Source organism: Streptosporangium sp. NBC_01469 (assembly GCF_036227305.1).
In the GTDB taxonomy this organism is placed as follows: domain Bacteria; phylum Actinomycetota; class Actinomycetes; order Streptosporangiales; family Streptosporangiaceae; genus Streptosporangium.
On sequence record NZ_CP109465.1, the window covers coordinates 4,397,740 to 4,417,737 of the forward strand.

The 19,998-nt window shown below is 62.4% G+C and carries 19 protein-coding genes and 1 pseudogene; 14 read left to right on the forward strand and 6 right to left on the reverse strand.

Annotated features, from left to right (window positions below; translation table 11 throughout):
• Nucleotides 1–6 precede the first annotated feature (6 nt).
• The gene (locus OG587_RS19660) at nucleotides 7–426 is read left to right on the forward strand and encodes a DUF6069 family protein (protein WP_329092334.1); all 420 of its coding nucleotides are present in this window, start codon (nucleotides 7–9) and stop codon (nucleotides 424–426) included.
• A 41-nt stretch (nucleotides 427–467) separates the two neighbouring features.
• Here the strand turns inward: OG587_RS19660 and OG587_RS19665 are convergent, their stop codons facing one another.
• Together OG587_RS19665 and OG587_RS19670 are read right to left on the reverse strand one after the other, a co-directional pair.
• Entirely contained in the window at nucleotides 468–878 is a 411-nt protein-coding gene (locus OG587_RS19665; protein WP_329092336.1) for a type II toxin-antitoxin system VapC family toxin, read from the reverse strand.
• A 3-nt stretch (nucleotides 879–881) separates the two neighbouring features.
• The gene (locus OG587_RS19670; protein ID WP_329092338.1) at nucleotides 882–1,154 is read right to left on the reverse strand and encodes an AbrB/MazE/SpoVT family DNA-binding domain-containing protein; all 273 of its coding nucleotides are present in this window, start codon (nucleotides 1,152–1,154) and stop codon (nucleotides 882–884) included.
• Nucleotides 1,155–1,474: 320 nt separating this feature from the next.
• Between OG587_RS19670 and OG587_RS19675 the strand changes: the two genes are divergently transcribed.
• The gene (locus tag OG587_RS19675) at nucleotides 1,475–3,886 is read left to right on the forward strand and encodes a lamin tail domain-containing protein (protein WP_329092342.1); all 2,412 of its coding nucleotides are present in this window, start codon (nucleotides 1,475–1,477) and stop codon (nucleotides 3,884–3,886) included.
• 162 nt (nucleotides 3,887–4,048) lie between these two features.
• On the forward strand, nucleotides 4,049–4,333 hold the full coding sequence (locus tag OG587_RS19680) for a putative quinol monooxygenase (RefSeq protein WP_329092344.1): 285 nt from the start codon (nucleotides 4,049–4,051) through the stop codon (nucleotides 4,331–4,333).
• Between the two features lie 257 nt (nucleotides 4,334–4,590).
• On the opposite strand, the gene OG587_RS19685 is transcribed toward OG587_RS19680, so the two are convergent.
• A complete protein-coding gene (locus OG587_RS19685) occupies nucleotides 4,591–5,127 on the reverse strand; it encodes a DUF4240 domain-containing protein (RefSeq protein WP_329092345.1) in 537 nt (178 codons plus the stop codon).
• A gap of 105 nt (nucleotides 5,128–5,232) precedes the next feature.
• Here OG587_RS19685 and OG587_RS19690 point away from each other — a divergent pair, with 105 nt between their 5' ends.
• Nucleotides 5,233–5,613 (forward strand): HNH endonuclease, encoded by a 381-nt coding sequence (locus OG587_RS19690; protein ID WP_329092347.1) that lies wholly within the window; start codon nucleotides 5,233–5,235, stop codon nucleotides 5,611–5,613.
• A gap of 134 nt (nucleotides 5,614–5,747) precedes the next feature.
• On the opposite strand, the gene OG587_RS19695 is transcribed toward OG587_RS19690, so the two are convergent.
• Both OG587_RS19695 and OG587_RS19700 read right to left on the reverse strand, forming a co-directional pair.
• Nucleotides 5,748–6,272 (reverse strand): hypothetical protein, encoded by a 525-nt coding sequence (locus tag OG587_RS19695; RefSeq protein WP_329092349.1) that lies wholly within the window; start codon nucleotides 6,270–6,272, stop codon nucleotides 5,748–5,750.
• Nucleotides 6,273–6,564: 292 nt separating this feature from the next.
• Entirely contained in the window at nucleotides 6,565–7,065 is a 501-nt protein-coding gene (locus OG587_RS19700) for an ATP-binding protein (protein ID WP_329092351.1), read from the reverse strand.
• A gap of 404 nt (nucleotides 7,066–7,469) precedes the next feature.
• On the opposite strand from OG587_RS19700, the gene OG587_RS19705 reads away from it, so the two are divergent.
• Nucleotides 7,470–8,720 (forward strand): hypothetical protein, encoded by a 1,251-nt coding sequence (locus OG587_RS19705; protein ID WP_329092353.1) that lies wholly within the window; start codon nucleotides 7,470–7,472, stop codon nucleotides 8,718–8,720.
• 149 nt (nucleotides 8,721–8,869) lie between these two features.
• Here the strand turns inward: OG587_RS19705 and OG587_RS19710 are convergent, their stop codons facing one another.
• Entirely contained in the window at nucleotides 8,870–10,168 is a 1,299-nt protein-coding gene (locus OG587_RS19710) for a restriction endonuclease (protein WP_329092355.1), read from the reverse strand.
• A gap of 1,303 nt (nucleotides 10,169–11,471) precedes the next feature.
• Here OG587_RS19710 and OG587_RS19715 point away from each other — a divergent pair.
• The 9 genes and pseudogenes from OG587_RS19715 (at nucleotide 11,472) to OG587_RS47205 (ending at nucleotide 19,965) form a co-directional block, all read left to right on the forward strand.
• Nucleotides 11,472–12,272 (forward strand): Lsr2 family DNA-binding protein, encoded by an 801-nt coding sequence (locus tag OG587_RS19715; RefSeq protein ID WP_329092357.1) that lies wholly within the window; start codon nucleotides 11,472–11,474, stop codon nucleotides 12,270–12,272.
• Between the two features lie 341 nt (nucleotides 12,273–12,613).
• Nucleotides 12,614–14,737: a DEAD/DEAH box helicase family protein gene (locus OG587_RS19720; protein WP_329092358.1), complete on the forward strand. Its 2,124-nt coding sequence runs from the start codon at nucleotides 12,614–12,616 to the stop codon at nucleotides 14,735–14,737.
• 12 nt (nucleotides 14,738–14,749) lie between these two features.
• Complete coding sequence (locus OG587_RS19725) at nucleotides 14,750–14,938, forward strand: hypothetical protein (protein ID WP_329092359.1); 189 nt, start codon at nucleotides 14,750–14,752, stop codon at nucleotides 14,936–14,938.
• Nucleotides 14,938–17,007: an AAA family ATPase gene (locus OG587_RS19730; RefSeq protein ID WP_329092362.1), complete on the forward strand. Its 2,070-nt coding sequence runs from the start codon at nucleotides 14,938–14,940 to the stop codon at nucleotides 17,005–17,007. Before OG587_RS19725 ends, OG587_RS19730 begins: the two co-directional genes overlap by 1 nt.
• Complete coding sequence (locus OG587_RS19735; protein WP_329092364.1) at nucleotides 17,007–17,495, forward strand: DNA phosphorothioation-associated protein 4; 489 nt, start codon at nucleotides 17,007–17,009, stop codon at nucleotides 17,493–17,495. The genes OG587_RS19730 and OG587_RS19735 overlap by 1 nt, the downstream gene beginning before the upstream one ends.
• Before the next feature lie 405 nt (nucleotides 17,496–17,900).
• Nucleotides 17,901–18,134 (forward strand): annotated as a pseudogene (locus tag OG587_RS19740) (transposase); the annotation flags it as partial.
• Between the two features lie 660 nt (nucleotides 18,135–18,794).
• Nucleotides 18,795–19,049 carry a hypothetical protein gene (locus tag OG587_RS19745; RefSeq protein ID WP_329092366.1) on the forward strand — a complete coding sequence of 85 codons (255 nt, stop codon included), beginning with the start codon at nucleotides 18,795–18,797 and terminating at the stop codon, nucleotides 19,047–19,049.
• Entirely contained in the window at nucleotides 19,046–19,537 is a 492-nt protein-coding gene (locus tag OG587_RS19750) for a helix-turn-helix domain-containing protein (RefSeq protein ID WP_329092368.1), read from the forward strand. Before OG587_RS19745 ends, OG587_RS19750 begins: the two co-directional genes overlap by 4 nt.
• Nucleotides 19,537–19,965, forward strand: coding sequence for a DUF6941 family protein (locus OG587_RS47205; RefSeq protein WP_443075591.1), 429 nt, complete (start codon nucleotides 19,537–19,539; stop codon nucleotides 19,963–19,965). Before OG587_RS19750 ends, OG587_RS47205 begins: the two co-directional genes overlap by 1 nt.
• Nucleotides 19,966–19,998 lie beyond the last annotated feature (33 nt).

Consider the following 19,998-nt stretch of genomic DNA (forward strand, 5'->3'; position numbering starts at 1 on the left):
GTTCGTATGACCACCTCGTCCACCTCGTCCACCTCCCCGGCGACCACGCGGCCGCGCGCCGCCGCCCTCGCGGTCGGGGGCGCCGTCCTCGCCACGGCGCTGCTGTGGGCCGTTGCCCAGATCCTGGGCACCGATTTGCGCGTCGACCCCCGCAACGGCCAGCCCCCCGGGGTCATCAGCCTGCCGTTCGCCGCCGTCCTCACACTCGTCCTGTCCCTGCTCGGCTGGGGCACGCGTGCGCTGCTGGACCGGCTGACCCGCCGGGCACCGGTCATCTGGGCCGTGATCGCCGTTCTCGTGTTGCTGGTGTCGTTCCTGCCGCTGTTCGCGGTCGAGGCGACCGGCGGGACCAAGGCCATTCTGGCGCTGATGCACCTCGCCGTCGGCGCGGTACTGATCCCGGTCTTCGGCCGCCGGACAGCGTGATCACCCGCTGTTCGCGGTGCTGGTTCCGGTCTCCGGCCGGCTCACCCCGGCTGTAGCAGTTCGACGAGTTCCGGGGCGATGCCCCGGAATTTCCGGTCCGCGGTGAGCAGCGCGTCGGCCCCCGCCTCGCGGGCGGTCGCGACGATGAGGGCGTCCGGTACTCGAATCGTCAGGTCCGCGGCCCTGAGCAGGGCCGCGCCCTCAGCCGTCGCCTCGTCCACCCCGACGATTTGATCGATGACGGCGGCACGGAACGTTCCGAGCATCCTCTCGGCCGCGACACCCTTGCGGACCGCACCCACCCGCAGTTCGCCCCAGGTGATTACGGAGATGGCGAACGAGGCCGCTTTGTCCTCCCAGCGGCGAACGGCGTCACGGGCATGACTGTGCAGTGCGTCGTCGGGATCGAGCAGGCCGACGATGACATTGGTGTCGAGCATCACGGTAGGCACCCGTCATCCCCAGCTCTCGCGGCTCGCCTCGACGTCCACGGCCTCGGTGAAGCCGGGGATGGTGCCGATCACCCCGTAGAGACGGCTGCGGTGTCGCCGGATGATGATCTGGCCGCCTTCTTCGGCGATGTCGACCGGGTCTCCCGGGTGAAGACCGAGCTTGCGCAGCACCGCCGCCGGCAGGGTCACCTGGTTCTTGCTGGAGATGCGCGCCGGCCCCGTACGCCTGACACGTGTCCTCTTGCCGTGCTCCATAACCTTTACCTTAACCGTCATAGGTAAAGGTTAAACAGTGTCACGTGGAGGATGTGGACGATTACCGAAAGTTTCCTCCCCGTCGTCGGCATCGGTCGGGCAAGAGGCCGGGGAGTGGGAGGGGGCGGTGGAGGATGCGGGGCGGGAAACGGACGTCGCGGGCCGGGTCGCGCCGACACCGCGCGGAAGAGTCAATGAACTTTTCCGTCGAATAGGCAAATAAACGATAACGCCGCTTTTGGAACGATGTACGTAGCCCCATGCTTCTGGGGAGACACCTATCGATCTACTAGGAGCAAACTCCTGTGGCACCCCCCCGAGTACGTCGGCTGCTCACGGCCATGAGTCTGCCGCTGGTGGTCGCGGCGACCATGACGGCACTGCCCAGCACCGCGAACGCCCTCTCGTCCGACGTCGTCATCTCCGCCGTGTACGGCGGCGGCGGCAACTCCGGAGCGATCTTCAAGAACGACTACATCGAACTGGCCAACACCACCGGCAGCCCCATCGACGTCTCGGGCTGGAGCGTCCAGTACGCCTCGGCCGCGGGCGTCGTCTTCCAGCTCACGAGGCTGACCGGCAGCATCCCCGCGAACGGCAAGTACCTCGTCCAGCAGGCCGCGGGCGCCGCGGGCTCCGTCAACCTGCCCACCCCCGACGACATCGGCACGATCCCCATGTCGGGCACCTCCGGCGTCGTCGCCCTGGTCACGACCCAGATCCCGCTGGTGGGCTGCGGCACCCTCTGTTCGACCGCTCCGAACGTCAAGGACCTGGTCGGTTACGGCGCGACCGCGAACGTCGAGACCCTCGCCGCCTCCGGGCTCACCAACACCACGGCCATCGCCCGCGTCGGAGCGCTGACCGACACCGACAACAACGCCGCCGACTTCGTCTCCGGCGTGCCGAAAGCCACCAACTCCGCGGGCACCACGGTCACCGCGGGCGACCCGGGCGGCCCCGTCGACCCGACCCCCGGTACCACCCGTATCCACGACATCCAGGGCTCGGGACGGATCTCCCCGATCGTCGGGCAGAACGTCACGAACGTCCCGGGCATCGTCACCGCCGTCCGGGTGACCGGCAACTCGCGCGGTTTCTGGTTCCAGGACCCGTCCGCCGACGCCGACCCCCTGACCAGCGAGGGCCTGTTCGTCTTCACCGGCTCGACGTCGCCGACGGTCGCCATCGGGGACTCCGTCCTGGTCACCGGCCGCGTGACCGAGTACCGTCCGGCCACCGGCGCGCAGACGCTCACCGAGCTCGGCGGCACGATCAACACCATCAGGCTCACCGGCGGCAACGCGCTGCCCGCGGCCGTCCCTGTCGCCTTCCCCGACGCCTACACCAAGAGCGGCAGCCTGGAGGCCCAGCCCCTGGAGCCGTCCTCCTACGTGCTTGACTGGCTTGAGATCCACGAGGGCATGCGGATCACCGTCGCCCAGGAGACCCGTCTGATCAGCCCGGTCAACACGGAGTTCTCCGAGCTCTGGGTGACGCTCAAGCCGGGCCAGAACCCGACCCCGCGCGGCGGTTCCATCTACGCGGGCTACGACGCCCTGAGCAGCGGCCGGCTGCTGATCCTCTCGCTGAACGGCGCGCCCGCCGCCAACGTCGGCTCCACGCTGGCCGCCGGAACCACCGGACCGCTCGACTACCAGTCGTTCGGCGGCTACGTCCTGCTGGCCACCCAGCTCGGCACGATCACCGAGGGCGGCCTCAAGCGCCAGAAGGTGCTCCCGCCGAAGAAGCAGGGCGACCTGTCCGTCGCGACCTACAACGTCGAGAACCTCGCCGCCACCAACCCGGCCGCCAAGTTCGCGCGGCTGGCCGAGGCCGTCGTCAACAACCTCGGCAAGCCCGACATCATCGCCCTGGAGGAGATCCAGGACAACAACGGCGCCACCAACAACGGCGTCGTCGCGGCCGACGAGACCGTCGCGAAGTTCATCGCGGCGATCCAGGCCGCGGGCGGACCCACGTACGACTGGCGCTCCGTCAACCCGAACGACGGCACCGACGGCGGCGAGCCCGGCGGCAACATCCGCCCGGTGTTCCTGTTCAACCCCGCGCGCGTGACGTTCGTCGACCGCCCCGGCGGCGACGCCGACACTGCCGTCTCCGTCGTCCGCGAGCGGCCGACCAGCAACCAGATCTCCCTGTCGGTCTCACCCGGCCGGATCAACCCGACCAGCGGCGCCTGGGCCTCCAGCCGTAAGCCGCTCGTCGGCGAGTTCCGCTACGACGGTGACAAGCAGCTGTTCGTCGTCGCCAACCACTTCAACTCCAAGGGCGGCGACGCCCCGCTGAGCGCGGCCGTGCAGCCCCCCGTCCGGAGCTCCGAGGTCCAGCGCGTCAAGCAGGCCACCGAGGTCCGCGACTTCGTCAAGGACCTCTCCGTCAAGAGCGCCGGCCGCGCCGAGGTCATCGTCCTGGGCGACCTCAACGACTACCAGTTCAGCCCCACCCTCCAGACCATCACCGAGAACGGCACCCTCCTCAAGACCCTGATCGACACCCTCCCCGTCGACCAGCGCTACAGCTACGTCTTCGACGGCAACTCCCAGGTCCTCGACCACATCCTCATCAGCCCCGCCATCAAGGGCTACTCCTACGGCGTCGTCCACATCAACGCCGAGTTCTCCGACCAGGCCAGCGACCACGATCCCCAGATCGTCCGCATCCTCACCGGCTGCAACGTCGACCCCCTCCCCACCCGCTGCCGCCCCGGCAGCCCCGTCGTGGACGAGTAACCCTGTGAAAAGCGCCCGCCCCCGGAGGGGCGGGCGCTTTTCCGTTCCGTCCGCCGCCGCCACCGGATCGAGCACGACACCCCGGCCGCGCGGTGGACAAGGAGGTCATACGCCATCTCATACGGCGGTGATTCTGTCGGTGGCGGACCGTACAGTGGCGGCATGATCATCGTCTCTGGTCGGATCAGTGTCGATCCCGGTGCTCGCGACTTCTACCTGCGGAGCTGCGTCAGCGTGGTCGAGCAGGCGCGTGCCTCGTCCGGCTGCCTCGACTTCGCGCTCAGCGCCGACCTCCTCGAAGCCGATCGGATCAACGTTTACGAGCGCTGGGAGTCCGAGGAGAGTCTCGACGCCTTCCGGGCCTCCGGGCCGAGCGACGACCAGACGGCGATGATCCGCGACGCCGAGGTGGCCCGCTACCAGATCTCCGGATCCGGCCCGGCCTGATCCGGCTGCCCATACCCGTTTTCGGCCTCCTGTTCGGGCGGGAGTGGTTCGTCGATCCCGCCGCCTCGCCGGAGACCACCATGTGCGATGACGTCCTTCGGACGTCCGCTGCCCAAACGTGGGTTGAGCTCCCCCTGTAGTACGCGCAGACCGTACGTCAGCTGGGAAGAAGCGCTCGGTGTCCGCGCCCTGAGCCCCACGGCCCTCGGTTTTCGTAGCGTGGCCCCATGTCGTACGCGAGCCTCGCGGGTGGTGGGTCAGCTGGGCCAGCCGACCGGGTTCGAACACGACTCGCGGGAGACTCCCGATCCGGTGTCCGGGAAAGCTCCATAGCGCTCGTGGTGCAGGTGGGCGAAGAAGTAACACATCTCCTCACATTCAGCGTCCAGCACCGCCTTCTTCGGATCTTTGGCAACCGCGGCGTAGAAGTCTCGGCCCAGCGCAACGATGAAGCCACGTGCGTAGAGGAAACCGTCATCGGAACCGTCGGTGACCGCTTGGATGTCCGCGCGGTCGATGTCATAGAGCTTGCGCTCGACCATCCGATCGAGATCCGTCAGTTCGTCCGCGGACAACCCCTCGCCGATGGAGCCGAGGTTACTCAGGAACTCCTCCAGAGCGGCTTCGACCATGGCAAACGGAGGCTTGCCATGAAGGTCCTCGTGGGGGCCAGGCGTCCGATGTGTCAGCGCCTGTCGTGCCTGATTGACGTCCACCCCCAGCGGTGCCCAGGCCGCCTCCACCAAGCCCCAGAAGCCTTCCTCGTCTCCCATCGGGAGCCGCCGATCCTTCATGCTCGTCGCCACCTCTCATGACCAACCCCGCGATCCGTGCCGCTCACAAAACCAGGAGCCACCGACAATCAGCTTCCGTCCGGGCGATGATCAGCCGATATCAGCTTGACGACCAGCGCGGAGGCCGTCGTGGAGCGCATCATCCGCGACTCCCCGCTCGCCGAGCAGATCAATCGCGCGCACGACTTCCACTGCCAGATCTGCGGTGACCGTCTCACTCTCCACCGGGGCTTCTACGCCGAGGGAGCCCACATCCGCCCGCTCGGAAAACCGCACAACGGCCCCGACGAGCCCGGCAACCTGCTCTGCCTCTGCCCCAACCACCACGTCCTGTTCGACCGGGGGATGATCACCATCCAGGCTGACCTCACGGTGATGGACACGGCATCCGGCAACTCGCTCGGCCATCTCCGGGTCATCCAGAACCACGAGACCAACCAGGATCACCTGGACTACCACCGGGAAATCATCGCCAAGCAGAGCTGAGGTTCTTCCTTTCCGCGTCAGGTCGGAGACGACGGACATTCACAACTCGCTGGTCCGCGCTGCTGAGGGAGTTGGCGGGGGCTCTGTCCTACGTGAACGATTAGGGGGCCTGGCTCTTCTCGGCTCAGCTGCTGTTAGTCGCACGAGTCGCAGGCGCCGGTTGAGGGAAGCTGCACGAAGCAGCGGGGACAGAGCCGGGGAGGCCTCTCCGGGCGTACGCGTCGACGCTCTATGGCGGCCTGATACAGCGGGGCGAGTGCGAGAACGCCGCCGTCAGCGGGCAGGGTCGCACCGAAGCACCGGTAGCACTCCAGCCGGGCGCGAGCGGCGTGCTGCTCGCGATCCGGAACGCTTTCTGCCGGCGGCTCTCCGGCAATCTCAAGAACTTCCTTGTAGCCTTCGCCCACCATGCCGTCATCGACGCGTACCACCAGAGCGGTGAGTGGCGGGTCGCCACGGCGATGAGCCTCCCGAACCACCTTGCCCAGGACGGCTCCGATCCAGTTGTGGAGCAGAGCCCTGGTGCGGATGCCCGTGCTCTCCTGAATCTTCTCGGCAAGCTCCCCGTAGGTGATGACCGCGTGATAAGTGCGTGCCACCCCAACGAGCAAGGGGTAGGCCTCACGGGCCCAGATCTCCAGGGCCTCAGCTCTTGTCACGGGAGTGCCGTCAGATACGCGCCAATGGCCATGTTGCGACATGCATAGTTCTCCGAGGTTCACCGTGCGTCCAGTCGTCCGGCGTCATCCTTCCGCACGCCGCGCGTGTACGTCACGAACTTGCTTGAGCTGACATCGGGGAGGCCGGCGTCCCGGACGAGGGTGGGATCGGGTCCGTGGACGCCGGCCTCTTCGTACGGCCCACGCTCGGCACGGGGGAGCCGTCGGCGTGGACCGGCTCCGGGGTCAGCGGGGATCGGGGGACGACCCCGGCTGCCCGGAGATCGGGGAGTCAGGGGCGGTGCCGCTGGGTGGGGAGGTCGAACCAGACGCCGGTGCCGAGCTGGCCGGTGCCGCACAGGCGGGTCCATTGGGTGCCGCAGCGTCCGTGGGTGAGTTCGGTGACGATGCGCAGGCCCCGGCCGCCGAGTTCGAGGTCGTCGATGCGCTCGGGGACGGGCGGGGGGCGGTGCAGGAGGTGGTTGATGAGGGTGGTTCCGGCTCCGGCGTCGACGATCTCGGCGCGGACGGGGAGACCGTTGTCGTGCAGGAGGCGGAGTTCGTAGGGGCCGGGGGCGTAGCGGGTGGCGTTGGTGACCAGCTCGGAGACCACGATCTCCAACTCGTCGAGCACGTCCGGGTCCAGCGGCAGCTTGGCCAGCTGGTCGCGAAGCACTTCCCGGGCTCGACGGGCCGCGCTGCCGGGAGGCAGGCACCAGGCGGTCATCCGGAAGCGGTTGCGGGGTCTGCCGTACTCGCCGGGATCCGGGACGGGAACGTGCTCGATGAGCATCGTTGCTCCTAACGGGTGGAAATGGAGACGTTTCACCGGCGACGGAAACCGGCTTCGGCGGGTCGCTCTTGGGGGCCTGCTCATCAGTGCATTCGCGAAATAGCCGCCCTGTCCATCTAGTTGTAATGAGTTGATTGCGGAGTGTGATGCGACAAGGGCAGGCTGGATCCGACGGCCTCCAGAAAACCCTGTCACCCACCTCGTGAACAGGCGAATCTCGTTGTCTCCGGTTGTCCCCTCTGGCGGGAAGCCCTCATGGCCTGTCCGAGTGGATTAATCAGATTTACAGTCCGAGGAAGGAGGGGATGTGAATGCCTGGACCAGCGCCCACGCAGCCTGGCGGAGTTTTCGTACACCCCTTGAGCTACGTCCGTGCCGAACGCGGATGGACCTACCAGGACCTGGTGAACGTCATCGCCAGGCGAGTCGGCAACATGGCACGAAGGAGGGAGAAGGCATGGCGCTGGGAGCACTGGGGGGTCGTGCCCGACCGTGAGACACAACTCGCTCTGGCGGCCGAGCTCGAGGTCTCCGAAGAGCTTCTCCACACGCAGCCATGGCCCGACTGGCTGCCGGTGGGCGACCCCATCCGAGTCGACTTCTCCTGGGACCAGTCGGGCAGCACGATCGCTCTCAACCACACACTGGAAAAGGCGATGATGGACCGACGAGGTTTCATGCGGCTGACCGGAATGAGTCTGGCCGGGTTCGCGACCGATTGGCTCAACGTCGAACCGGCCCAGTTGGTGGCTGTACTGCGCGGCGGCCGGATCACTGAGGAGTTCGTGGCCCAGATTGAGGTGAGTTTGCCCCGCTTGCATACTCTGGGAGACATCTACGGCGGGCAGCAGGTACGCAAGCTGCTCGACGCCGAGCTCGGCATGGTCGCCGAAGTGCTGGAGAAGTCTTCCTACAACGCGGCCATCGCCCAACGCTTCCACGGACTGGCCGCAGAACTCGGGAGTATGGCAGGTTTCGCCTCCTTCGACACAGGACTGCATTCCGCAGCTCAGCGTTACTGGATCGCAGCCGTCCACTCCGCGCATACGGCCGGTGACCGGGCCGTAGGTGCAAACATTCTCAAGTCAATGGCTTTGCAATGCAGGGATTTCGGGGATTTTCCCGGTTCCTTGACTATTGCCCGCGCTGCCTACGAAAGCGCTGGAAAGGTCACACCGCGTACCGCCAGCATGCTGGCCATGCGCCTGGCCTGGGCCCACGCGAGCATTGGTGACAAGGCTGAATCCCATCGCTTGCTAAGCATCGCTGACACCCAGTTCGGGCACGGCACCCGCCCAGACGACCCCCGATGGGTCCTGTGGTTCGACGAGGGGGAATTCCACAACCATATCGGTGCTTGTCAGCTCGACCTGGGCAACCTGCGACGAGCGGACTTCCACCTGGACAAGGCCCGAGAAGGGTTCTCCCCGACCAGACGCAGAGACTATGCCACCTACCTGATCAGGCGTGCTCACGTCCAGAACGACCTCGGCAACGCCGACCATGCTGGCGACCTGCTCCACCAGGCGGTTCCAGTGATCGAACATGCTCCTTCTCAACGCAACATCAGCAAGCTACTCGCCGTTCGCGACCGCCTACCCAACGGCACCCACCGAAGCGGCCTTGACCAGCGGCTGTCCACTCTGACGGGGTAACCATTGCTGAATCCAAAGCCAGCGGAGCTAACCGCGGCCTTGGCCAGGCTATTACGAGCTCCTGCCAGCTGGGAGGGTCGGGAATGTTGCTAACGGAAAAAAGGAGTGGAGAATGCTCCACGAGTCCTGGGTCACCGCACCGTTGTCGATTACTTAGAAAGTGCGGACCGGGTCAAATGGTTGAGCCACTTTGCTACCAAGCCGGCTTGCGTGGGTGAGAGGCCTGCGGGAGGTTCGGCCCGAAGTCTGCTACGCAACTGGGTTCGCGTCAGGGACAGTGCGAGGTCCTGGATCTCCTGGGCGCCCGCGATGCGGCTTATGAAGACATCATGGAGGAAGTCGGTATCTGGGTTCTCCAGCAGTCGTCGGCCGGTGAGTGTCAAATTCATGTAGCCATCCTCGATATCGACCAGACCGAGGGAGATCAGGACGCGTGATCGCCGACGTGCTTCATCGAAGCGGGTGATAGTCGGGAAGTGCTGTTGGAAGCTGGTGATGTAGTTGTCCCAGGTCGGCTGGCCATCGGCAAGCGAGGTCATGGTGACGATGGAATCTAAGATATGACTGTCGCGGTCCGAGGGCATCTTCCCGATGTAGTAGCGGGGCTGAGTGCTGCCTGATGGTCTTGAGGGGGTGTCCTGAGCAGAGCTCTCAGCCCTGCCAGTGATGGTCGCCAAAGCATCCAGGTCTAGGGAGAGTAAAGAAAGGCGTGAGGCCTGGACCCCGATACCGTGCTCGGTGAGCAGGTCAGCCAACAGCTGACCGTCGATGAGGTGAATGGGAGTAAGAGTGTTGCCCAACGCCTCACTGGGCGCGTCCTTGGTGTACTTCCCGGTGGTCACGATGATGCCTTGAGTGCCAGATGGAAGCGTACCTCTGAGCTCCCTGACCTCCTTGACTGTTACCGACTTCGTCGTCCAGCGCTTGGCCTGGATCGAGGTGGGGACGGTCATCACGCCGCCCGCGACGAGCGTGGCGCGAACGTCGACTCCACCGTCTTTGGAACGCTTGGTGACGGTCACCTCTTCGTACTTCATCGCGGTGAACAGAGCCGCGACGAGATGCTCGAAAACCTCCGGAGGAACTTCTCTCAGCTGCTCCAACAGCTGCCCCTTAACCTGCTCGTTCTCCTGCTCAATGGCCTGCTCGGCCTTGTTGCCGGGCGGACGGAGACGAACAGATCTGCCTGACATCGAGAAGCGCTGCCGGTAGCCGCGGGTCGAGCGCAACCGGTCATCCCTCAGCAGCGCCTCGAGTAGCTGTTCCTCTGCGAGAGTGCTGTTAGCTATATGCTCATCGCCCAGTTCCTTCAAGATGCGGTCGAGTTCAAGAGGCCCTCCGTTGTGCTCACGGAGGATGTCGTGGACGCGGAGCGCGGTGAGCTGCCCAGGAGTGGTAAGGAGTTTGGAGACAGGATCCATCGGGGAGTGGTGGGCCTTCTGTGGCATGGTTCACATAGTGCCATTTGGGTCTGACAATCGGGAGCAAGACGTACGATTGGCAGGCGAGCGAGACAAATGGGCTGGAACTGCGAACCGAGCTTCCCCCTGTTAGCTCAGGTCCGTCAACAACCCCATGAAGTTGACAAGGATGGCGAGCTATGATAAGCCCTCCTCGTTGAATGAGGGTGGATTTTGGGGCACCTTCAGTCTTCTGGCCAGACCCTTTGGCGGCGACTTGTGTGGCGAGAGGTGGGTGACTCAATCTCCACTTCTTTCCTCATTAATGTCACTGCGAGTAGCCGAATGCAAGGCTTTATTACTCTAGGTAATCGACAATTGCCTTGGTGGAGTTGGGTCGGAGGCGGTACTTGATGAGCAAGTCGGGTCTCCTGCTGGTCGCATGCTGAATCTGAAAGCTTGACGTCGCTTATGGTCACGCCTCTGACCTGGGAAGATAGATATGTTCTGGGTGGCGCCGGCTTTTGGTCGCCAGCACGCAAGCGAAGCGTTCCTGTTTGACAGCAGCAAGTCATCATTCTCGACAGCGGACAGATTCCTTCCTTGCGGAACAGGGTCCACCTGCTGCGATGCTCAGAGAAGAGCTATATCCGCCGGAACCATTGTGTTCCGAGGGGTGTAGGTGGTTTGATGAGGAAGTCTTGGTGTTCATGTAGCCAATGTTACGTTCGGCTTGTGTGCCTCCTAGAGGGGTGTATCTTCGTCCATACCCCACATGCTCCAAGGAGTCGGACTTCCAGTAGATGATGTATGCGTGTGTGGACCTCAGCTAGCGGCTAACGTCACGCTCAGGGGAAATGTTGGAACAACATGCCCCACCGCGACATCTCAAACTGGATAGAGAGCGGCGTTCGCCAAGTTGTCCATCCGGAAGGTGCTGCTCTCCTGCCGACTTGCGACTCCATCAACAACTTGATGGCCAGCTCGTCGACCTACCCCGAATAGGACATGAGCTATCGACTGATAGATATATCCCGTCTCTGGGAGCGTTCACAGATACCTTCACTTGTTGCTTGGAGGGGGGAGGTTCCTGGTGGAGGGAACTGCTGATCCCCTGTGCCTCACCTGGTTCGTTGACTCCGTCCCGCATCCACTCCGTCGAGGGGGCGGCGAACATGATGCGTTGCAAAGGCAGTCGCCATCCCGATCGACCGCACCGAAACATGGCCATCACCAGCATCGGCGGCGCTGGCACCAGTTTCGGTAGATCCGGCTACCAAAGTTGGCCGCTAGTCCCGCTGCATGCAGGGCTAAGCAGCCTCTCAGAACATGTGCAACCAGGGGAGGGTCCATGACCGACGAGGCGGAAACCTCACCGTGGGAGCGGCTTCGGCAGCTTTCGGAAATGTCCGTGCTCGAACGGCCCATTCACGTCACACGGTGGGCTGATGAACTCATGAGCCGGAACGGAATGGAAGTGATGCCCCGCTACTTCCGGACTGCCCACCGGGACACGATTGCAGCGGTCCTTCTCTCATTGGTAGACGACCAGACCGCAGCTTCGGGTTACGCGGAAACCGGGACCGCAGGTCAGTTGAATGCTGTGGGCCCGGTAGATGCCCTGCGCTCCACCACCTACCGTTCGGATGAGGTGCCAGCGCATCTGATTCGTACCTGGGCAAAGCAGAAGGGCATCTCCGTCAACGACCGGGGCCGGATTCCCCAGTGGGTCATCACGAGGTACCGCGCCGAGCACGCCAACCATGAGTCTGAGAAGGCACTGGCTTACAAGATCCGTGAGGCGCTGGAGCAGTACGGTGAGCTGACCAAATCCGAGCTGTGGAACATCATCGGACGCAATCATTCCTCCGGAAAGATTGAGGAGGCACTCAAGTTCCTGCCGAACGTTCAGACGCTTGAGGGTGAGAGTAGTGGTGGGCGTCCGCCGACGATTTTCCGTCTGGTCGAAGAGGAGATCGGCGAGATTGATGAGTCGGTGGAAGTGACTGCCAGCAGCCAACTCGCCCTAGAGGGCTTCGGGAATACGGACAATTTTTCAAGCATTACCGATGGTTCTTCTGGTTCTAGCGCGACCGATTCCAAAGTTTATGACTTCCTTCAGATTCTGCGCGGCGAGTCGCATAGCGGCTGACCTAGCCCGTGGGCGGGGGGACGCGTCATCCTCTCCTACCGAAGAGCCTGATTGAACTCCGTCTGAACCCGTCAAAGCTGGAGAAACGCAGTGTTTGATCCCCTCGTTGCACAGGACGCCAATGGAACCGGCTTCCGAAATGCCGGGTGCTTTCGCTTTGAAGGCGGCCTGCGAGCAGGCGTCCAGTCCCCGGCTACTTCGGGCGACAACCTGTTGATCCTGCGGGTGTGGTCTAACGGCCACAATGGGTACGACGTGGATTCTACGGTTGAACCGGAGGAAACGACGCCTGCGGTCGTCATCACGGAGCCCCTTCAGTCGATTAACAACGGGGCCAGAGGATGAGCCTGTCCAGCATTCCGATTGGGGACTCCTATAGGAGTGACACCAGCGACGTCGCCCGCGGCTTTTACATCCCGGTGCTCGCGGAGGCAGTGCGGTATGACCGCGCAGTCGGCTACTTCACCAGTGCCTCGCTGGAACTGGTAGCACGTGGCATCGACGGGTTGCGTGCGAACGGCGGCAAGATCCGGCTGGTCGCCGGCCCGCTGCTCTCAGCCGACGATGTCGAGGACATCCGCCGGGGCTACGAGTACCGCGAGATCGTCGCGCGGGCCATCGCCCGGGAGGTCACTCCCAAAGCGCTCGATGCACAGGCGGCCGAAATGCTTGGAACGCTAGGCAAGTTGATCGCCGAGGGTGCCCTCGAGATCAAGATCGCGGTTATGGCGAACACCAATGGGCTCGGTATCTACCACGAGAAGATCGGTGTCGTCACCGATGACGAGGGCAACATGGTCGCCTTTACTGGCTCGCTAAACGAGACACGTGCCGCGATGGAGAACAACTTCGAGTCCATCGAGGTGTTCGCCTCATGGGCGCCGGAGGACGCACGCCGAGTACACCGCATCAAGGAGAATTTCGTCGCTCTTTGGGAGGACAAGACCGAACACCTGGAGGTGCTGGAGTTCCCGAAAGAGGCGGAGGAGCACCTGCGAGAGCTAGCCGTACAGATGGCCAAGGCCGGTTCGGACGCCTTCACACGGAAGGCTCGTCAGCGTCGTCCCGAAGAGGTCAACAAATACGGATGGGCCAGCACTCCTGGGGAAATCGAGCTGCGCGACTACCAGAAGGAGGCCATCACAAAATGGCTCCAAGCAGGGGGGCGTGGCATCTTTGAGATGGCAACCGGTACGGGTAAGACCATCACCGCCTTGGCAGCGCTTGACCAGATTGGCCGCCAGTTGCGGGCGCATGACAGCTCCCTCGTCACCGTGATCGTGGTTCCACTGCTCGACCTCGTGGAGCAATGGGCGCAGGAGCTCAACCGATTCGGGGTCGTTCCGATCAAGTGCCGGGACTCGGTGGCGACATGGCGGGCGCAGGCGAACAACGCGATCGCGGGTCTGCGACCAGGACGGACGGTGACCCTGGTCGTTACCAACAAGACCTTCAGCTCGGCCACCTTCCGGGATGTTCTGTCGTCGGTCGGGGACAAGCTACTGATCATTGCGGACGAGGTCCACCACCTGGGAGCCGAGCACAACCGCTCTAGCCTGCCGGAGCAAGCGCCGTGGCGACTGGCCCTCTCGGCCACGCCGGAGCGCTGGTTCGACGAAGAGGGTACTGAGGCGCTTCGCGACTACTTCGGAGAGACCCTGATCAGCCTTGGGCTCAAGGACGCGATCGAGCTAGGCGCCCTCACTCGGTACCGGTATCACCCGGTGCTGGTTCCCCTTACCGACGAAGAGGCTGCGTACTACACCATCCTGACTGGCAAGATCGGCGCTCTCTACGGCCAGGTCAAGGGAGGCAAGGGAAAGACGCGAGACGATGCTAAAGCGCGGCTCGGGCAACTGCTCAACAAACGAGCCAAGGTACTTGGCCACGCTGAAGGGAAGGTCGCCGCACTCCGAGAGGAAGTTGGCAAGCGGCGGGAGTTACCGTTCCAGCTGGTCTATTGCGCCGAGGGAGGCCGCCCGTGGGAGGACGATCCGGTGGGCGGTGAGCGCCAGGTAGATCAGGTACTCGATCTACTGGGTAACCGGCTCGGCATGCGTGTGCATTCCTATACCTCTCAGGAGTCTAAGCAGGGGCGGCGCGAAATCCTCGAAGCGTTCGGAGCCGGCCACTTGGAAGCGCTGGTTTCCATGCGCTGTCTAGACGAAGGCATCGATCTTCCGGACGCCCGAATCGCCTACCTACTGGCTAGCAGCAGCAACCCCCGGCAGTTCATCCAGCGTCGCGGGAGAATCCTGCGCCGGGCTCCAGGAAAAACAGAGGCCGAGGTCGTCGACTTCATCGCGGTTCCACCGCAAGACCAGGAACTCTTCGAGATGGAGAGAAACTTATTCCGGCGGGAGATGCAGCGTTTCGTCGAGTTTGCTAAATACTCTGAGAACTATGGGGAGTCCCTGAGTGAGCTGCGCGACCTGCGCGAGTATTACGAGCTGATGGATGTTTAGGGAGAAACTTCAGTGACTGACAAGATGGACCAGCGGGAAATCGAGCAGATTCAGCAGATCCTTAATGGTATCGATCCCAACGCGTACGAGGTGATCAAGATGGTTCTCACTCTGGAACAGGAGAACCTGCACAAGTCCGAACCGTTGGCTCGGAACACCGTCAGGGATGAAATGGTGAAGAAGGTCGAGGGTATCGCGTAATGAAGTTCATCTCAGTTGAGTTGGAGAACTTTCGTCCTTACCAAGGGACACAGAAGATCATCTTCGCGCAGACCCCGGAGACCAACGTCACCGTCCTGTGGGGCACCAATGGCGGCGGCAAGACAACACTTCTGAACGCCTTCACTTGGGCTCTCTATGAAGTGCTCAGCAACGATGTCGAAAATCATGACCAGCTCATCAATACCACCGTCTGGAATAATGCGCCCGAGGGAACCCCCTTAACCGCATCGGTGACTATTGAGTTTGAGCATGGCGGCCACATCTATATCGCGAAAAGATCCGTTTATGCATCTAAGCGCGGCGTGTTTCAGCCCAGGCCTAAGCCCGAGCTTCAATTGTGGCGAGGTGCGAAGGATGGCAACCTCGAACAAGTGCTCAATCCGAGCGGACGTCTCGATCAGATGCTTCCTGAGCGCCTGAGCCGCTTCTTCTTCGTGAACGGTGAACGTATCGAAGCCTTGGCGAAGCATGAGGGTGGTGACGATGTGCGCGAGGCCGTCAAGACGCTCCTCGGGCTGGAGGCCATGGAGCGCGGGGTCATGCATCTGCCTAAAGTCGCACAGAATCTACGCCGAGGTATGAAGGCTGAGGACGCGTCTCAGCAGAAATTAAACGATATCCGTGGGCAGTTGGAGGACACCGAGCGATCGATCCAGGAACAGCAGCGGCGCCGCAACGCGGCCGAGAAGGAGCGGAGGCACTTCGACTCCGAGATCAAAGCGCTCAACCTCAAGATGACGCAGCTCGCCGAAGCGAAGGAGCTTCAGCAGAACCGGTACCGGCTAGAAGACCAACTGAAGCGTACCCGGACAACACGACAGGAGCAGGAGGAGGAGCGCGCCAAGCTGGTTGGAACCAGTGGCTTTCTCGCCTTTCTCCCCGCCCTGCCGGGCAAGATCTTGGCCGCTTGCGAAGAGTTGCGCGAACGTGGCGAGCTCCCAGCACCGCTCAAGCGGGCTTTTATCGATGACCTTCTCGAGCGTGGAGAGTGCATCTGTGGGACGCCTCTGGCAGAGGGTAGTTCACACCGTGATGCTCTGAAGCACTGGCGTGCTCGGGCCGGGCTCGCCGAAGTCGAGGCCGCCTGGAACCAACTTCGAGGCACGGTGGAGAGCATCGACGACCAGAGGGCGCAGATGCAGGACACATTGCGTGGCTTCGATGAGCGGATTGCCCAGGCTCAGGAGGAGGAGCGCCGCCTTGAGAGTGATATCGATGAGATCGGCAAGAAGTTCAAGCGCTTGCCCTCCGAGGAGGTCGTCAAGACCGAGGAAAGGTTGGAGGCGGCCAAGCTCGCGAGAGATGAGAAGGTAGCGGCCAGCGGTGCCGCCAGTGCCGAGATCCAACGGCTGGAGGGTGATAAGGCGAGCCTAAGAAGCCAGTTCGATAAGCTCGAGGTCAAGGATGCCCGCAGTCTCCGGATCAGGGACCGGATCATGGCTGTCGAGGAGGCAGGCGCGGCGTTAGCCCAGATCTTGGAGATCCTTTCTCAGGGGGTCCGACGTCGGCTTGATGTCCGCATCCAGGAGCTCTACCGCTTGGTGTCGCTTAAGAGCTATGAGCCGGAGCTCACACCGGACTTCGCGCTGGAGCTGTGGGATCTGAGCGGCAGCGAGCGAATCCCGGCGCCCAAGTCCACCGGGGAGAACATATTGCTGTCCCTCGCCTTCGTCGGTTCGCTCATCGGTGAGGCACGGGAGGCACAAGAGCGCGGCCGCACCTTCGTCCAGGGGATCGGTGGTGACTTCCCGGTGGTGATGGACGCGGTCTTCGGCAACCTGGACGATGACTACCGCAAGGCTGTCGCTGACTTCCTGCCCAGGCTCGCCTCTCAAGTGGTGATCCTCACTAGCAAGGCGCAGGCGGGAGAGGTTGTTGAGCAGGAGGTGCGTCCTCGTATCGGGAAGCAGTACGTGATCACCACGCATACAACCAAGACCGATGTGAGCGGTGCGACCGAAACGCTGACGTTGAACGGCAACACCTACCCTTACCAGGTCATCGGTTCCGACCGGACCGGCGCTGAGCTCACGGAGGTTCGGAACTGATGGTTCTCAACGCTGATGTCCGCGTCCGGCGCCCTATGGAGCACAACGAGCTCATCAGCCGGCTGACCAGTAAGGAAGGCGGTCCGTTCCCTAATTACTGGCAAGTTCTCGTCTTTGCGGCAGTGCTCGGCTGGTCGCGAGGCAGACAGGACTCGTTCGAAAAAGCCGGTGAGTCGATCCGTTACGGATTGTTCAACGATTCTGCAACCATCTCGGCGGTGATTGACTCTATGGGGGTCTTGGCCCACCCGAACGACGCGGGGATCATGGCCGATGAACGTCTCCCTGAGCGGATCAAGGTGTTCGAGGAGTACGCCAACGGAGGGCTCGCCATCATCCAAGGTGAGCTCAACATCGGCGCGCACATTCGCCCGATGGACGTCGTCCTGAACCTCTGTCGGCGGGGAGTGACGCACACCGAAAATTTGGTGCAGAATATTCTCGGTTTAGGGATTTCCGGATTTAAGAGGCCTGACTTCGAATCCTGATCCACTGCTTCACGGCGGGGCTTCGCTCGGTAATTTCTGAGCGAAGCCCCACTAATTGCGGTATGAGTGTGTTTGAGAGGTGATTGTGTTGCTGTTTTATTGGGTGGGGAAGAGAAGCATGAAACCAAAATGGTTTTTGCTCCTCCTGTCTGACTGATGAGCAGTGGGCGCTGATAGAGTCGCTGCTTCCCATCCCGAAATTGGATGATGGTCCGAAAAGCAACCACGGCGAAAAGTGGTAGACGTGATCGTGTATGTGGTGCGTACCAGTTGCTCCTGGCGGCAGTTGCCGGTCATTTTCTGCCCTGGCAGATCGTTTACTGGCACTTCGTGCGCTGGAGAGGAACGGGGGCGACTCAACAGGTCGTGATGTGCTGAGCCAGCGGGCCTGCAGGAAGGTCGGCTGCGGTGATGGACAGTCAGGGCATTAAGGGTGTCGGCACCGTCGGCCATGACAGTCGCGGCTACGACGCGAACAAGAAGATTAACGGTCGTAAACGGTTCGTGATTACCGACACGCTCAGGCTGCTGTTGGCGGTTCTGGTCACCGCAGCCTCCGTACAGGACTTCGGTCGCCGGTACCCATCCCAGCATCCGCAAAGCCCGGGTGAACGACGGCTACCGCCAGCACCTCATTGAACACGCCACCGCCCTGGGCGTCGATGTAGAGATCGTCCGCCGCGACCCGGGGATTCACCCTGCTGCCGCGTCGTTAGGTGTACTGCCCAGGCAGGTTGGTGACGCGGCTGGCTGGTGCTCCGTCGCTGCCTGGCCCGTGACTGTGAAACCCTGCCCACCAGCTCCGAAGCCATGATCCACCTCGTGGTGATCGACAACATGACCCACCGCCTCACCAGAGAATCCCCCAACTTGGCGTGGCCTTGTAACCGGACCAGACAAAAATCTATGGGATCAAACACCCGCTGAGAGCCTCCACTGAACCCGGACCGCTTCAGCTTCTGCGCCTGGCCTGACGGCCCGGAAGCCTGGACCGGCCAGCCAACGGGAAAGTCTGCGATGTGGCGATGTAACGAATCATGTCGCCTTTCTGCTCTTCGACGGACCACGATGTTACGGCTCTGCCAGGGTGATCTTGTCGACCCTCTGGAGACAATCGCCACCTCGGGAGGTACAGTTTTGACTGTACGCAGGGCTGTGTGCCCGGACTGTGGACGCACCTACTACGAGCGAGGGCCAGCGCGGATGATCGAAGCTGCGAGGACCACAGCTGGCGAGTGCAGGGCCGATGACTTCGTCAGGAGGTTAGAAAAGTCCTCGAGGGCCAAGGACGTAGCTCGCTTGGCAGACATCATCATCCGGCTGGAGCGGTATGCGGCGACAGGCACACTTGCGGTACCCCGCGAGCTCAACGACCTGCGTGACGGGATACGCGAGATCAAGGTGGGCGACGTCAGACTTCCTTTCTTTGACGTTCCAGGGTCAGTAGCCAACGCCATCCGTCTTACCAGTGGATTTCTCAAGAAGTCTTGGCAGACCCCACGTGGGTACATCGACGAAGCTATCTGGGTACGAAAGGAGGATTTAGCATCATGAGTCTTTATGAACGGTTCGCTTCAACAATTCGCGGTGCCCGTGCCCTGGCTGCGGCACGACTTCGCCATGAGATTCTCGGTGTCCTACACCAAGGGCTCTCACTGTCCGGTCTGACGCAAAGTGATACTGCTAAGTCCTTGGGAATACGTCGCTCGGCTGTGAATCAGGTCTTCCGCGGCGATGGCAATCTTCGAGTCAACACTATCGCGGATTACTTGGACACTATGGGCTTCGAGCTCGACGTCCGGCTTGTCCGTGCTGGTGAGCCGCGGAAGGCCACCATGGAGAAGCGAGCAATAAGGCCGGCCGTTCCTGACTGGCGGGTTCAAGCGCCGCAGCAGGTGTCGACTGGAGTTTTCTCTCCTGACAGTGTCAACGATGCCCACATCAACGTGCGCTGGAACAGGATAACGGACATGCCTATCGCGGCCTACTCGCCTCCGACGACGAATCCGGCCATATCGATGAAGCTGGAAGCGGTGAGCTGATGGAAGCATTTATTCTCCTAGCTGACGCAGCGACTACGGACAGCGGATCGAGCAAAATAAATTTACTCGGTGCTGGTTGGTCGCTAACAGGTCCCGAGGTTCCACCATCAGCTGTGTCCGTCTTTCTCCGCATACCCTGGAGCGAGGCAAAGAACGAAATTTCCTTCAGACTTCGACTTCTCGACGTAGCAGGCGGGGAAGTGCGCGTGGCTCTCAACGGCGACCGCAATTTAAGCATTGGTGGATCATTTGGTCTTCCGGAGGATACGGCAGTAGACGATGACGGAAGGAAAGTTCCGTTAAATATCGCTTTCTGTGTGCCGCTTCCACCTCTACCGCTTGAACCCGGGCAGATTTATCGGTGGGCATTTGAAGCTGCAGGTACAGAAATTGCTTCGGCCAGCTTCGCTGTTCGCCCAAAGGCTTGATTGACCCGGCAGCGTGCGTGCTGGTGTCTCAGT

Excerpts from the sequence above, each read along its gene's own strand:
- OG587_RS19660 (WP_329092334.1), top strand. The coding sequence starts at position 7 with ATGACCACCTCGTCCACCTCGTCCACCTCCCCGGCGACCACGCGGCCG.
- OG587_RS19670 (WP_329092338.1), bottom strand. The coding sequence starts at position 1,154 with ATGACGGTTAAGGTAAAGGTTATGGAGCACGGCAAGAGGACACGTGTC.
- OG587_RS19675 (WP_329092342.1), top strand. The coding sequence starts at position 1,475 with ATGAGTCTGCCGCTGGTGGTCGCGGCGACCATGACGGCACTGCCCAGC.
- OG587_RS19680 (WP_329092344.1), top strand. The coding sequence starts at position 4,049 with ATGATCATCGTCTCTGGTCGGATCAGTGTCGATCCCGGTGCTCGCGAC.
- OG587_RS19685 (WP_329092345.1), bottom strand. The coding sequence starts at position 5,127 with ATGAAGGATCGGCGGCTCCCGATGGGAGACGAGGAAGGCTTCTGGGGC.
- OG587_RS19700 (WP_329092351.1), bottom strand. The coding sequence starts at position 7,065 with ATGCTCATCGAGCACGTTCCCGTCCCGGATCCCGGCGAGTACGGCAGA.
- OG587_RS19710 (WP_329092355.1), bottom strand. The coding sequence starts at position 10,168 with ATGCCACAGAAGGCCCACCACTCCCCGATGGATCCTGTCTCCAAACTC.
- OG587_RS19715 (WP_329092357.1), top strand. The coding sequence starts at position 11,472 with ATGACCGACGAGGCGGAAACCTCACCGTGGGAGCGGCTTCGGCAGCTT.
- OG587_RS19720 (WP_329092358.1), top strand. The coding sequence starts at position 12,614 with ATGAGCCTGTCCAGCATTCCGATTGGGGACTCCTATAGGAGTGACACC.
- OG587_RS19730 (WP_329092362.1), top strand. The coding sequence starts at position 14,938 with ATGAAGTTCATCTCAGTTGAGTTGGAGAACTTTCGTCCTTACCAAGGG.
- OG587_RS19735 (WP_329092364.1), top strand. The coding sequence starts at position 17,007 with ATGGTTCTCAACGCTGATGTCCGCGTCCGGCGCCCTATGGAGCACAAC.
- OG587_RS19750 (WP_329092368.1), top strand. The coding sequence starts at position 19,046 with ATGAGTCTTTATGAACGGTTCGCTTCAACAATTCGCGGTGCCCGTGCC.
- OG587_RS47205 (WP_443075591.1), top strand. The coding sequence starts at position 19,537 with ATGGAAGCATTTATTCTCCTAGCTGACGCAGCGACTACGGACAGCGGA.